Annotated in this window: 12 protein-coding genes; 7 read left to right on the forward strand and 5 right to left on the reverse strand. The window is 70.6% G+C overall.

Annotated elements, in window-relative coordinates; all coding sequences use genetic code 11:
• Nucleotides 1-56 precede the first annotated feature (56 nt).
• The 4 genes from ABZ810_RS13625 (at nt 57) to ABZ810_RS13640 (ending at nt 4,484) form a co-directional block, all read left to right on the forward strand.
• Nucleotides 57-1,337 carry a deoxyguanosinetriphosphate triphosphohydrolase gene (locus ABZ810_RS13625; protein ID WP_358402828.1) on the forward strand — a complete coding sequence of 427 codons (1,281 nt, stop codon included), beginning with the start codon at nt 57-59 and terminating at the stop codon, nt 1,335-1,337.
• 105 nt (nt 1,338-1,442) lie between these two features.
• A complete protein-coding gene (locus ABZ810_RS13630; RefSeq protein ID WP_358402829.1) occupies nt 1,443-2,666 on the forward strand; it encodes an FAD-dependent oxidoreductase in 1,224 nt (407 codons plus the stop codon).
• A 45-nt stretch (nt 2,667-2,711) separates the two neighbouring features.
• Nucleotides 2,712-3,965: an MFS transporter gene (locus tag ABZ810_RS13635; protein WP_358402883.1), complete on the forward strand. Its 1,254-nt coding sequence runs from the start codon at nt 2,712-2,714 to the stop codon at nt 3,963-3,965.
• 96 nt (nt 3,966-4,061) lie between these two features.
• On the forward strand, nt 4,062-4,484 hold the full coding sequence (locus ABZ810_RS13640) for a GtrA family protein (RefSeq protein WP_358402830.1): 423 nt from the start codon (nt 4,062-4,064) through the stop codon (nt 4,482-4,484).
• A 94-nt stretch (nt 4,485-4,578) separates the two neighbouring features.
• On the opposite strand, the gene ABZ810_RS13645 is transcribed toward ABZ810_RS13640, so the two are convergent.
• Complete coding sequence (locus ABZ810_RS13645) at nt 4,579-5,937, reverse strand: hypothetical protein (RefSeq protein WP_358402831.1); 1,359 nt, start codon at nt 5,935-5,937, stop codon at nt 4,579-4,581.
• A gap of 248 nt (nt 5,938-6,185) precedes the next feature.
• On the opposite strand from ABZ810_RS13645, the gene ABZ810_RS13650 reads away from it, so the two are divergent.
• Entirely contained in the window at nt 6,186-6,851 is a 666-nt protein-coding gene (locus tag ABZ810_RS13650) for a DUF305 domain-containing protein (protein WP_358402832.1), read from the forward strand.
• 44 nt (nt 6,852-6,895) lie between these two features.
• Here the strand turns inward: ABZ810_RS13650 and ABZ810_RS13655 are convergent, their stop codons facing one another.
• Nucleotides 6,896-8,200 carry an alpha/beta fold hydrolase gene (locus ABZ810_RS13655; RefSeq protein WP_358402834.1) on the reverse strand — a complete coding sequence of 435 codons (1,305 nt, stop codon included), beginning with the start codon at nt 8,198-8,200 and terminating at the stop codon, nt 6,896-6,898.
• Between the two features lie 115 nt (nt 8,201-8,315).
• On the opposite strand from ABZ810_RS13655, the gene ABZ810_RS13660 reads away from it, so the two are divergent.
• Nucleotides 8,316-9,056, forward strand: a complete 741-nt coding sequence (locus ABZ810_RS13660; RefSeq protein WP_358402836.1) for a DUF4389 domain-containing protein — start codon at nt 8,316-8,318, stop codon at nt 9,054-9,056.
• Nucleotides 9,057-9,122: 66 nt separating this feature from the next.
• On the opposite strand, the gene ABZ810_RS13665 is transcribed toward ABZ810_RS13660, so the two are convergent.
• Entirely contained in the window at nt 9,123-9,995 is an 873-nt protein-coding gene (locus ABZ810_RS13665) for an LLM class F420-dependent oxidoreductase (RefSeq protein ID WP_358402838.1), read from the reverse strand.
• Between the two features lie 97 nt (nt 9,996-10,092).
• Nucleotides 10,093-10,608 carry a CGNR zinc finger domain-containing protein gene (locus tag ABZ810_RS13670; RefSeq protein ID WP_358402839.1) on the reverse strand — a complete coding sequence of 172 codons (516 nt, stop codon included), beginning with the start codon at nt 10,606-10,608 and terminating at the stop codon, nt 10,093-10,095.
• A gap of 106 nt (nt 10,609-10,714) precedes the next feature.
• Between ABZ810_RS13670 and ABZ810_RS13675 the strand changes: the two genes are divergently transcribed.
• Nucleotides 10,715-11,569 (forward strand): alpha/beta hydrolase, encoded by an 855-nt coding sequence (locus tag ABZ810_RS13675; RefSeq protein WP_358402840.1) that lies wholly within the window; start codon nt 10,715-10,717, stop codon nt 11,567-11,569.
• 403 nt (nt 11,570-11,972) lie between these two features.
• On the opposite strand, the gene ABZ810_RS13680 is transcribed toward ABZ810_RS13675, so the two are convergent.
• The coding region (locus ABZ810_RS13680; RefSeq protein ID WP_358402842.1) for a hypothetical protein at nt 11,973-12,212 on the reverse strand (240 nt) is incomplete at its 5' end.

The raw sequence follows: 12,212 nt of genomic DNA on the forward strand, positions 1-12,212 counted from the left end.
CCAGCGACGCCCTTTGGCCACCGGGACGTCAGAGGACCCGCATACCCTGGTGGGTAATGACGACATATGCAGACCGCGACCGGGAACGATGGGCGCCCGAGGCGCCCAAACGGCGGGATCGCACCGCGTTCGAGCGCGACCGCGCCCGGGTGCTGCACAGCGCCGCGCTGCGGCGGCTCGCGGCCAAGACCCAGGTGGCCTCGCCCGGCTCGCAGTCGGCCGCCGACAACGTGCAGAGCCTGCGCACCCGGCTCACCCACTCGCTGGAGTGCGCCCAGGTCGGCCGTGAGCTGGGCAAGTCGTTCGGCTGCGACCCCGACCTGGTCGAGACGGCCTGCCTGTCGCACGACATCGGGCACCCGCCGTTCGGCCACAACGGCGAGACCGCGCTGGACGGCATCGCCCGCGACTGCGGCGGTTTCGAGGGCAACGCGCAGAGCCTGCGGGTGCTGACCCGGCTGGAGCCCAAGTCCTTCGCCCCCGACGGCCCGCCACTCTACGGAAGGAGTGTGGGGCTCAACCTCACGCGTGCCGCACTCGACGCCGTGATGAAATACCCGTGGAGCAAGGACTCCTCCCGGGTTCGTGCTCCCCGCGCAGGCGGGGGTGGCCCGTTCGGTGTCTACGAGGACGACGCCGACGTCGCGGCTTGGGCCCGGGAGGCTGCTCCAGAAGGGCGCCCCTGCTTCGAGGCCCAGGTCATGGACTGGAGCGACGACGTCGCCTACTCCGTGCACGACCTGGAGGACGCCCTGGTCGCCGGGCACATCGACTTCGCCCTGCTGGCCGACCCGGCCGAGCGGCGGCTGGTCGCGCAGACCACGATCAAGCTCTACTGCGACGACGCCGACCTGGCCGAGCTGGAGGAACGGTTCACCGAGCTGCTGGCCGCGCCCTACTGGCCGTCCCGCTACGACGGCACGCAGCGTTCGCTGGCCGCGCTCAAGAACCTCACCAGCACGCTGATCGGCCGGTTCTGCCTGGCCGCCGAGGACGCCACCCGCGCCCGGTACGGCGACCGGCCGCTGACCCGTTACGCCGCCGACCTGATCGTCCCGCGGGACCAGCGCCTGGAGTGCGCCCTGCTCAAGGGCGTCACCGCGCACCACGTGTGGATCAGCCACGAGCAGCGCCGGGCCCGCCAGCGCGAGCTGCTGACCGAACTCGCCGAGCTGATGCAGGCCGGGGCGCCCGGCACCCTCGACCCGGCCTTCCGGGCCGCCTATCTGGACGCGCCCGACGACGCGGCCCGGCTGCGCGCGGTCGTCGACCAGATCGCCTCCCTCACCGACGTTTCGGCGATCTCCAGGTGGCGGCGGCTGTCCGGACGCGACTGAGACCGCAGGCCGCGCCCGGGTGTGGCCCTTGTCTGGTGGGTAAGGCCGCTGTAGGGATAGCAGGAACGACGCCTTACGCGGTGCCCTACGGATTGGGAGGTCGCCATGCCCCAGGAGACGTTCGTGATCGTCGGTGCGAGCCTGGCCGGCGCCAAAGCGGCGGAGACCCTGCGCGAGGAGGGTTTCCAGGGGCGGGTCGTGCTCATCGGGGAGGAGATCGAACGTCCCTACGAGCGGCCGCCCCTGTCCAAGGGCTTCCTGCTGGGGGAGGAGGAACGCGACAAGGCGCACGTTCATCCGCCCGACTGGTACGAGAAGAACGACGTCGAGCTGAAACTCGGCACCACGGTCGCCCGGGTCGACCGGGAGGCGCACCAGGTGTGGCCCGCGGCCGGCGAGCCCGTCCGCTATGACCGGCTGCTGCTGGCCACCGGCTCCTCGCCGCGCCGGCTCGACGTGCCGGGGGCGAAGCTGCAGGGCATCCACTACCTGCGGTCGATGGCCGACGCCGCCAAGCTGCGCGAGGCGATCGCGCCCGGCGGGCGCCGCGTCGTGGTGGCCGGGGCGGGCTGGATCGGCCTGGAGACGGCCGCCGCCGCCCGCACCTACCGCAACGACGTCACGGTGATCGAGCCCGAGCCGTCCCCGCTGCACCGGGTCGTGGGCCCCGAGATCGGCGAGATCTTCGCCGGGCTGCACCGCGAGCACGGCGTCGACCTGCGGCTCGACCAGGGCGTGGCGGGCTTCTGGGGCGCCGGGCAGGTGTCGGCGGTGGTCACCTCGGGCGGCGCGGAGGTCCCGGCGGACGTGGTGATCGTGGGCATCGGCATCCGGCCCAACACGGCGCTGGCCGAGGAGGCCGGCCTGGAGGTGTCCGACGGCGTCCTGGTCGACGAGGCGCTGCGCACCTCCGACCCCGACATCTTCGCGGCGGGCGACGTCGCGGCGGCCTACAACCCGCTGCTCGGCAAGCGGATCAGGGTGGAGCACTGGGCGAACGCGCTGGACGGCGGCCCGGCCGCCGCGCGCTCGATGCTCGGCCAGGACGTGGTCTTCGACAAGATCCCGTACTTCTTCACCGACCAGTACGACCTGGGCATGGAGATGGCCGGCGCCGTCGGGCCCGGCGAGTACGACGAGGTGGTCATCCGGGGCGACGCCGGGGCGCGCGAGTTCATCGCGTTCTGGCTCTCCGGCGGCCGGGTCGTGGCCGGCATGAACGTCAACGTCTGGGACGTCACCGACGACGTCCAGGCGCTCATCCGGTCGGGCCGCGAGGCCGACCGCGACCGCCTCACCGATCCCAAGGTCCCGCTGACCGAGGTCTGAGCGCTCCTACCTTGATCCAGAGGCCCGGCGTACAGTCGGGTCTTGATGATCATTGGGGGGCTGCGGCGGGCGCGCGTCGCCGTGACGGTGGCGTTCGCGGTGCACGGCATGATCAGCGTGGCGTGGGCCGCCCGCATCCCGCAGATCAAGGAACATCTCGGGCTGAGCGAGGGTGCGCTGGGCGTGGCCATGCTGGGCGCGCCCCTCGGCGTGGTGGCGGCGGTCAGGTTCGCCGGCCGGATCGTGGAGCGCTGGGGGAGCCGGGCCACGACCGTGGTCGCCGGGCTGGTCGGCGCGCTGTCGCTGGTGCCGCTGGGGCTGGCCTGGAACCTCGGCTCGCTGACGATCTCCCTGCTGGTCATGGGCGCCGCGCTGGGCCTGATGGACGTGGCCATGAACGCGCAGGGCGTGGTGGTCGAACGGCGGTACGGGCGGCCCCTCATGTCCGGCCTGCACGGCGCGTACAGCGTCGGCAACCTGGTCATCGTGCTCGTCGGGTCGGCGGCGGCGCACGCGGCGGTCCCGGTGCCGGTGCACCTGAGCTGCGTGGCGCTGGTCCTGACGGGGTTCCTGCTGCTGGTGGCCCGGGACCTGCTCGACCCGTCCGCCGACGTGATGCCCGTGGCGGACGGCGGCCCCGGCCTGGCCGCCGGGGACGGAAAGGGCGGCGGAAAGGGCGGCGGAACGGGCGGTGGCGGGACGGGTCGCGGCGGCGGTCCGCGGGCCGGCCGGGCGGTGATGGACGCGGGGATGCGGTGGAGGCTGGCCCTCCTGGGGATCATCGGGCTGTGCTCGTTCGTGGGGGAGGGCGGGATGGCCGACTGGAGCGCGGTCCACCTGCGCGAGACCCTCGACACCGGCCCCGGCGTGGCGGGACTGGGCTTCGCGGGCTTCTCGGTGGCGATGACCGCCGGGCGGCTGGTCGGCGACCGGGTGGTGGCGCGGTTCGGGCCCGTCCGGGTGCTGCGCGTGAGCTCGCTGATCGGTGCCGCCGGGCTCGCGCTGGGCCTGCTGGCCGGGCATCCGGCGGCCGCGGTGGCGGGATTCACACTGTTCGGCGTCGGGGCGGCGGCCGTGGCGCCGGTCACGTTCAGCGCGGCCGGCAACCTGCCCGGCGTGCCCGCCGCGGTGGGCATCTCCCGGGTGACCGCGGTCGGTTACCTCGGCCTGCTGGGCGGCCCGCCGGTCATCGGTTTCGTCGCGCAGGCGGTCGGGCTGGGCTGGGCGCTGGCGATCCCCGCCGTGCTGATCTTCATGATCTTCTTCCTCGCGGGCGCCACCGCCACCGCCCGCAGTTGATCTCAATTTGGACTACGCGGCCAGGGCATATGTCACGCTCCGGTAAGGTCTGGGCGAGTGAGTACCATGCAGCGGTCAAGACCGACTAAAACGGTCGTGACCGCCACTCCCCACCGCACGTTCCTGCGTGAGCTGCTGAGCTTCGGGTTCGTGGGGTTCGTCGGCACGGTGATCACGATCGGGGGAGCCAACCTGCTCCGCCACTGGCTGGGCGGCAGCCCGGTCACCAGCGTGGTCGTGCCGACCATGGCCTCGACGCTCTTCTCCTACCTCGCCAACAGGCACTGGACGTTCCGCGAGCGCGACAGCGACGGGTCCGGCCGCGAGGTAGTGATCTTCTTCGCGCTCAACGGCATCGGGATGTCGATCCAGGTGCTGGTCACCGGCTTCACGTTCTACACGCTGGGCCTCACCGGCGGCCTCTCCTACAACATCGCGCTCCTGATCGGCCTCGGCCTGGGCTCGGCGTTCCGCTACTGGTCGTACCGCAAGTGGGTGTTCACCCCGACGGCGGCCTGAGGCTGCCCCGCACCACGCAAGAGACCGCCGTCCCGGTCCTCGCGAGAGGTCCGGAACGGCGGTCACAGGTGTCGCAGACGAGCGAGCCGCTGGATCAGTCGAAGTAATCCGGCTGCGACTGGGTGTTGAGCTCACTCAGCCAGACGCGCTTGCCCTTGTCGGTCCGCTTGTCGCGGATGTCGAGGACGTCCAGACCCTTCTGGATGTCGTTCGAGTAGATGTAGCCGTTGTAGTAGTACGCCGACCACGAACCGCCGGTGATGAGGCGCGTGGCGTCGAGCGGGCCGCGCTCGAACCAGGCGATCTCCTTCGGCTTGCGCGAGTCGGTGAAGTCCCAGACCGAGATCCCGCCCTGGTACCAGGCCTGGACCATGATGTCCTTGCCCTTCACCGGGATCAGCGAGCCGTTGTGGGCGACGCAGTTCTCGGTGTCGGTGTTGGCGCGCGGGATCTTGTAGTAGCTGCGGAACTCCAGCTTGCGCTTGCTGCCCTTGCCGACGATGTCGTAGATGGCGTCCGCGCCCTTGTCCGAACCGATGGTCGGGTTGCAGGTGGCGGTGCCGCCGCCGCCGAGCTCGTCGGTGAAGACGATCTTGGTGGCGCTGTTGTTGAACGTCGCCGAGTGCCAGAACGCGAAGTTCGTGTCGTCGCGCACGGTGTGGATGGTGCGCGGCTTCAGCGGGTCGGAGATGTCGAACAGCACGCCGTCGCCCATGCAGGCACCGGCCATGAGGTCCTTGTCCGGGTACGCGGTGAGGTCGTGGCAGCCGCTGGTCGCCGAGGTGCCCTCGGGGTAGGGGTTGCCGTCACCGGGGTTGCCGCCGTCCGGGAAGAGCACCGGCTCGCTCACCAGGGCCGCCGCGGCGGGGTTCTTGAGCGGGACCTTGATGATCGAGATCAGGTCGTGCGGCGGCTTGCAGTCCGGGAACGTGTCGTTCGGGCTGTACGACGACACGTAGATGTACGCGGTGCCGCGCTTGCCCGGGACGAGCGTGTTGGTGTGCGAGCCGCACTTGGTCTCGACGGACTTCACGTACTGGGGCGCCGCCGGGTTGCTGATGTCGAAGATCTTGATGCCCTCCCACGAGGACTTCTCCGTGGCGGGCTGCGCGACAGCCTGACAGGAGTCGTTGCTCATGGAACGGTCGGTCGACAGGAACAGCAGGTTGCCGGCGAGCGAGACGTCGTTCTGTGCACCGGGACAGTGGACGACCTGCACGACCTTGGGCTTGGACGGCCTGCTGATGTCGTAGACCGTGAAGCCCTCGTAGTTGCCGCCGTAGGCGTACTTGCCCTTGAAGGCCCAGTCAGAGCCGAGAGAGCTCTCGGCCTCGAACGGGGCCTGCTTGGGGATGTTCGCCAAGTGGTGGATGTTGTCCGACTTGGCGATCTCGTTGGGCGCGGGGATGTCCGCCGCAGCGGCCGGCCCGACGAGGGCGGTCGAGACCGCCACCACGATTCCCGCGAGACCGCCCAGCAGGGTTCTGCGTCTGGTCCCGCGTCTGAGGACTGGCGCCACTCTGTCTCCTTCGAACATAGTGCCCCCGTCTATATGTCATTGATCAACGGAGTATGGGACCTTCGCGGGGTTTTGACCAGGCCTGGGACCACCTGTGAGCATCTTGAGACCTAAGCCCGCTTTCGCGGTGACGTCCGGAGTGGGTAGCGTCCGGCCTATCTGAGCAGCTTGGAGGATTGTTGATGCGACACCGGTTGGCGGTGGCGGGCGTCGCGGCGGTCGTGACCGCCTGTGGCCTCGCGGGATGCAGCGGAGACGGCGACCAGAAGGAGGCCGGTCCGAAGCAGACCGTGCTCCAGCCTGGACGTCCGGGCGAGCCGAACAAGACCGCGCTCCTCGGGCCGTCTCCGGCCAAGCCGCCCACGGACGCCGAGGTGCGCTTCTTCCAGATGATGATCCCGCACCACAGGCAGGCCGTGGAGATGTCGGTGCTGGCGCCGGGGCAGGCGGCCGACCCCAAGGTCAAGGCCCTCGCCGAACGCATCGACAAGGCTCAGCAGGTGGAGATCTCGGCCATGCAGTCGTGGCTGAAGCAGAAGGGCAAGCCCACCTCGGCGGGCACCGGCGGGCACGGCGGCCACGGCGCGCACGGAGGCAAGGCGGACGCGCACGCGAACATGCCGGGCATGGCCACCCCCGCCCAGATGGCGCAGCTGCGCGAGGCCCGCGGCGCCGCGTTCGACAAGCTCTTCCTGGACCTGATGATCGTCCACCACCAGGGCGCGCTGACCATGGTCAAGGACGTGTTCGACAAGGGCACCGACGTGACCGTGCAGCAGATGGCCCGGGACGTCATGTCCGGCCAGAACGCCGAGATCGCGCGCATGAGGGACCTGCAGAAGGCCTGATCCGGACCAGGACCGAGCCGCGGCGGGCCTGATCCGTCAGGCCCTCAGGACTCGCCGCGGACCAGCCCGATCAGCCGGTCGAGCACGCGGCCGTCGCTCACGCGCAGGCCGTCGTGCTCGTACTCGTTGGTCACCCAGGCGCGCAGCCCGCGGATCGTCGCCGCGGTCTCCATCGACATGCCGTGGTCGACGTACATGTCGTCGTGGTAGACGGCGGCGGCCACCGGCACCTCGTTGCCGCGCAGCCGGGCGGCGTCGTACAGCGCGGGCCAGTCGTCGCGTTCGGCGACGAGCTCGGCCGCGGCGCGCAGCGGCCGCAGCGCGGGGTCGGTCTCGAACATCCAGGGATAGATCATCTCGCCGGTGAACGACAGCGGCCGTTCGGCCGGGTCGAACGCGGCGTGCTCGGCGCGGACCCGCTGCGCCGCCCACCGGGTCGCCGAGCCGCGCCCCTGCGCGTAGATAGCCTCGTGCACGGTCGCGTACAGCGGCGCCGACGCGAAGCTCAGCTGGCCCTCGACCTGCGCCAGGAACGTGTCGGTGAGCTCGTCGTCGCCGGTGCCGAAGCCGTCACCGGCGTCGTCGAACGCGTCCTCCAGCAGGTAGTGGAGCCGGTGACCGCCCGAGCCGCTGCCGAGCATCAGGCCGAGCGCCTGGAACGCCTCCACCGTCAGCAGGCCGCCGCCCGGCAGCCGCACGTCGTGGTCGCGCAGATGGTCGGCGATCCGCGCCGCGCGTCCGGCGTCGCCGGGGTACCGCTCGAAGTGCGCGCGGTTCTTGGCGGCGACGCGCGGATAGGCGGCGCGGTAGACGTCCTCGGCGGTGGCGGTGAGCCCCGGCAGCCCGCCGGTGACGAAGACCTCGCGCAGTCCCTCGGGGGCGAACGACAGGTACGTGGTCGCGCAGAACCCGCCGAAGCTCTGCCCCAGCACGCTCCACGGCCGGTTCCCGATGAGGCCGCGCCGGATCAGCTCGGCGTCCAGCACGATCGAGTCGGCGCGGAAGTGCGCCAGGTGGCGGGCCTGCGCCGCGGCGTCGCCCACCCGCGCCAGCGTGCGCCGGTTGACCGGCGTCGAACGGCCCGTGCCCCGCTGGTCGAGCAGCAGCACCCGGTAGTCGTCCAGGGCCCGGTCGAGCCACGACTCGCGGCCCACCGGCCGGGGCGACCCGAAACCCGGACCGCCCTGAAGGTAGAGCAGCCAGGGCAGATCGGCGCGCCCGGCCTTGCCGGCGGCCACGACCTCGCGCGCGAACACCTCGATCCGCCGCCCGTCCGGATCGCCGTGGTCGAGCGGGACGGCGAAGCGGTGGTCGGTCAGGACGGTGCCCGGCTGGCTGTAGGAGCTCATGACCCGATTCTGCTGGAGACCGGCGCGGAAACGGCGGAGGCCGGAACCGGCCGTGCCTGACCGCTGCCGGACGCGGCCGCTCGTCACCTGACATGCGCGGATGTACCCTCCGGCCATGGCGACCACGACCGCCACAGGCGGCACCGAGTTCCTGCCCGCGCTCGACATCGACGCGCCCGCCGAGCAGCGGCGCTGGAGCATCGCTCTGCGCCTCATCCTGCTGATCCCGCACCTGATCGTGCTGTTCTTCCTTGGCATCGCGGTGTTCTTCGTCGTCATCGCCGGATGGGTCGCCGCGCTCTTCCTCGGCCGCCTGCCCGACGGCATCCACCGCTTCCTCGCCGGCTACCTCGGCTGGTGGACGCGCGTGTCGGCGTACGGCTACCTGCTCCTGGACGCCTACCCGCCGTTCGCCATGAGCGCGCCGGACTACCCGGTGCGGATCGAGCTGCGCCAGGACCCGCTCAACCGGGTCGCGGTCCTCTTCCGCTTCGTCCTGGTGATCCCCGCCGCCATCGTGTCCCAGATCGTGGCGGCCGGATGGTCGGCGGCCTCGTTCGTCATCTGGCTGGCGGTGCTGATCAGCGGGCACGCGCCGCCCGCGCTCTTCGAGTCGACCGCAGCGGTCCAGCGGTACGTCATGCGCTACAACGCGTACGCGATGTTGCTGACCCCGGCCTATCCCAAGCGGCTGTTCGGCGACGAGGGCCTCGAAGAGCAGCCGCGCGTGTCGCCGACGCGTCCGCTGATCCTGAGCCCGAACGGGCGCGTGCTGCTGATCGTCCTGGTGGTGGTCGGGGTGTTCGGCCTCGTCGTCCAGACCATCACGCAGATCACCGTCCAGTCGAACATGTAGCGGTCGCACGACCGCTGGGCGGGCTCCGGCGCCGCCGCTGAACCGGCGCCGGAACCCGCCGTCGGCTCAGCGGCCGGCGGGCGTGACCTTCTCGGTCTGCGCCAGCGCCTGCGTGAGGACGCCCGCCAGGTCCTGGCCGGTGCCCTGCGAGAAGATGACGTGGTCGACGCCGCGCGCGGCCAGCCGTCCCACCGTGTCGACCGCCTGGTCGACCGAGGGCGTCCCGCCCGGGAGGAACGTCAGCGCCGTCTTCTCGATCTCGGCGTAGTCGCGCCCCTCCCGTTCACAGTGCTCGCGCAGCACCTCGAGCTTGTGCGGCAGTTCGTCGCTGTCGAACAGGTTGCAGGCGTCGGCGTACCTGGCCACGAACCGCAGCGTCTTCTTCTCGCCCCCGCCGCCGATCAGGATCGGCGGGTGCGGGCGGCGGACCGGCTGGGGCGAGTTGAGCGGCCGTTCCAGCTGGTAGTGCCGCCCCTCGAACGGCTTCTCGTCACCCGCCCACATCTGCCGGGCGATCCGGAGCGTCTCCTCCAGCCGTTCGAACCGCTCGGCCGTCGGCGGGAACGCGATGCCGAGCCCGCGCGACTCCTCGTCGTTCCACGCGGCGCCGATGCCCAGCCAGGCGCGCCCGCCCGACAGCACGTCCAGCGTCGTCACCGTCTTCACCAGCACGCCCGGATGCCGGTAGGTGACCCCGGTGACCAGGGTGCCGAGCGTGATCCGCTCGGTGATCCCGGCCGCGTACGACAACGCCGAGTAGCCCTCCAGCATCGGCTCCTCGGCGGGGCCGACGACCTGGATCTGGAAGAAGTGGTCCATCACCCACAACGAGTGCAGCCCGCCCTGGTCGGCCTCGCGGGTGATCCGGCCGAACTCGGGCCCGATGCGTTCCGGGCCGCCGGAGAAGGTGAAGCTTGGAATCTGAAGTCCAATGCGCATGCCTCCACTCTGCTGGCTGGAGTGCGCTCCAGGTCAAGCACGGCGGCCGTGCCACCCGGCCGTGTCGAGGCGTTCGCGCGGTTCGTCCTCCGGCCTGTCAGGTCCGGTGACGCTGCTGGAACCGCGCGGCCTTGGCGCGGTTGCCGCAGACCTCCATCGAGCACCAGCGCCGCTGCCCGTTCTTGGTGACGTCGTAGAACCACAACACGCACTCGGGGTTGGCGCACTCGCGGATGCGCTCCGGGCGTTCGGCGTACAGGCGTACGAGATCCGCCGCCGCGATCCAGGCGGCCTCCCGCCCCGGGGCGTCGATCACGAGCTCCTCCACGGGCTCGCCGTCGCGCAGCAGGGGCCGCCGCGCTCCATGCCCGAGAACGTCGTTGAGCGGCCCCTCGTCCCCCTGGAGCGCGGCACGGACGGCGTCCCGGGCCTCGATCAGGCTCGCCCGCGCGTCCGGCCCGGTCGGCCCTGCCGGCCCGGTCGGCAGGGCGTGCTCGGCCAGCCAGGAGGCCACGCCGTCGGGGTCGTCGAAGGCGTCCACCCAGACGCCCTCGAGGAGCCACGTCGTGTTGGCCAGGTCCAGCGCCAGTGGCTCACCCGTCAGCGGTCTCATGGCGATCAGTCTAACCCCCTAAGTGAGGTTGACCGGTTTTGGTGGCCGGGCTATCGTGGCCGAGCCCCCTAACCGGCTAAATGCCGATAGATGGTTGGAGATGGTCATGACCTTGCGCCACCGCTTCGCCCGGATCGACGGACTGGAGGTCTTCTACCGGGAGGCCGGCACGCCGTCCGCCCCGACGCTCGTCCTCCTGCACGGCTTCCCGACGTCCTCGATCGCCTACCGCACGCTCATCGAAGAACTCGCCGACGAGTTCCATCTGATCGCCCCCGACTACCCGGGCTTCGGCCTCAGCTCCGCACCCGCCGACTTCGAGTACTCGTTCGACCGCCTCGCCGACGTGGTCGACGCCCTGCTCGACTCGCTCGGCCTGACCCGCTACGCGATCTACGTGCACGACTACGGCGCGCCGGTCGGCTTCCGCCTGGCGTTGCGCCACCCCGAGCGCATCACCGGCATCGTCACCCAGAACGGCAACGCCTACGACGAGGGCCTGACCCCGTTCTGGGCACCGATCCGCGCGTACTGGGCCGACCCGTCACCCGCCAACGGCGACGCGCTGCGAGGCATGCTCACCTCGGAGGGCACTCACTGGCAGTACACGCACGGCGTTCCCGACACCTCCCTCGTGGACCCCGCCCTCGAAGTGCACGACCAGGCCCTCCTCGACCGGCCCGGCAACCAGGACATCCAGATGTCGCTCTTCCTGGACTACGGCACCAACCCCGGGCTGTACGCCTCGTGGCAGGAGTACCTGCGCACCCACCAGCCGCCCCTCCTCGCGGCCTGGGGCCGCAACGACGAGATCTTCGGCCCGGACGGCGCGCGCGCCTTCGCCCGCGACCTCAAGGACGCCCAGATCCACCTCCTGGACACCGGGCACTTCCCGCTCACCACCCATCTGGAGGAAAGTGCCACCCTGATTCGCGCCTTCCTGCGCGGCCTCCCTGAGTGAACCCCGAGTGAATCCCGGGTCACTCCCTGGTCACTCACTCCTGGGTGACGACCCGGATGCCCGGTCCGCCGTTCATCGGCGGGCCGGGTTTTTCGTGGAGACGAATTGACCCGATGTGGTCTTGTGTGCCATTCATGGCGTTGTTGTCACGTTTGGTTGTGTGCGCGGCTGGGGGTGGCGGTCATTTGCCGCTTGGCGTTGGCCTGGCCTCGCACGAACTGTGCGCACTTACGTGTCTGATTGTCCTACCGGGAGGTGGCTGGCTGGGGTGGTCGTTATCTCGAATTAAGGCGGCTGGCCAGTGGGGACGGCTGAGCGGAGCCGAAATGACCCACTGCGATCTCGTTCAGCGGTTCGAGCGTTGCGGTCACGTTGGTTGCTGTGGTGGGTGGAGGAGTGGTGATTATCTGCTGCTTGGCGTTGGCTCGGTCTCGCGCGAGCTGTGCGCATTTGCGTTTCTGATCGTCCGGCGGCGGGTGGTCGGCTGGGGTTGTTGTTTTCTCGAAGCGGGGTGGCTGATCCGGGTGGACGGCTGGGCGGAGTCGAAGTGACCCACTGCGATCTCGTTCAGCGGTTCGAGCGTTGCGGTCACGTTGGTTGCTGTGGTGGGTGGAGGAGTGGTGATTATCTGCTGCTTGGCGTT

The sequence above is a fragment of the Spirillospora sp. NPDC047279 genome (assembly GCF_040643285.1).
In the GTDB taxonomy this organism is placed as follows: domain Bacteria; phylum Actinomycetota; class Actinomycetes; order Streptosporangiales; family Streptosporangiaceae; genus Spirillospora.

What these genes read in the sequence shown, in the direction of transcription:
- ABZ810_RS13675 (WP_358402840.1), top strand. Translation starts at nt 10,715, where the DNA reads ATGACCTTGCGCCACCGCTTCGCCCGGATCGACGGACTGGAGGTCTTC.
- ABZ810_RS13635 (WP_358402883.1), top strand. Translation starts at nt 2,712, where the DNA reads ATGATCATTGGGGGGCTGCGGCGGGCGCGCGTCGCCGTGACGGTGGCG.
- ABZ810_RS13660 (WP_358402836.1), top strand. Translation starts at nt 8,316, where the DNA reads ATGGCGACCACGACCGCCACAGGCGGCACCGAGTTCCTGCCCGCGCTC.
- ABZ810_RS13670 (WP_358402839.1), bottom strand. Translation starts at nt 10,608, where the DNA reads ATGAGACCGCTGACGGGTGAGCCACTGGCGCTGGACCTGGCCAACACG.
- ABZ810_RS13630 (WP_358402829.1), top strand. Translation starts at nt 1,443, where the DNA reads ATGCCCCAGGAGACGTTCGTGATCGTCGGTGCGAGCCTGGCCGGCGCC.
- ABZ810_RS13655 (WP_358402834.1), bottom strand. Translation starts at nt 8,200, where the DNA reads ATGAGCTCCTACAGCCAGCCGGGCACCGTCCTGACCGACCACCGCTTC.
- ABZ810_RS13650 (WP_358402832.1), top strand. Translation starts at nt 6,186, where the DNA reads ATGCGACACCGGTTGGCGGTGGCGGGCGTCGCGGCGGTCGTGACCGCC.
- ABZ810_RS13665 (WP_358402838.1), bottom strand. Translation starts at nt 9,995, where the DNA reads ATGCGCATTGGACTTCAGATTCCAAGCTTCACCTTCTCCGGCGGCCCG.
- ABZ810_RS13625 (WP_358402828.1), top strand. Translation starts at nt 57, where the DNA reads ATGACGACATATGCAGACCGCGACCGGGAACGATGGGCGCCCGAGGCG.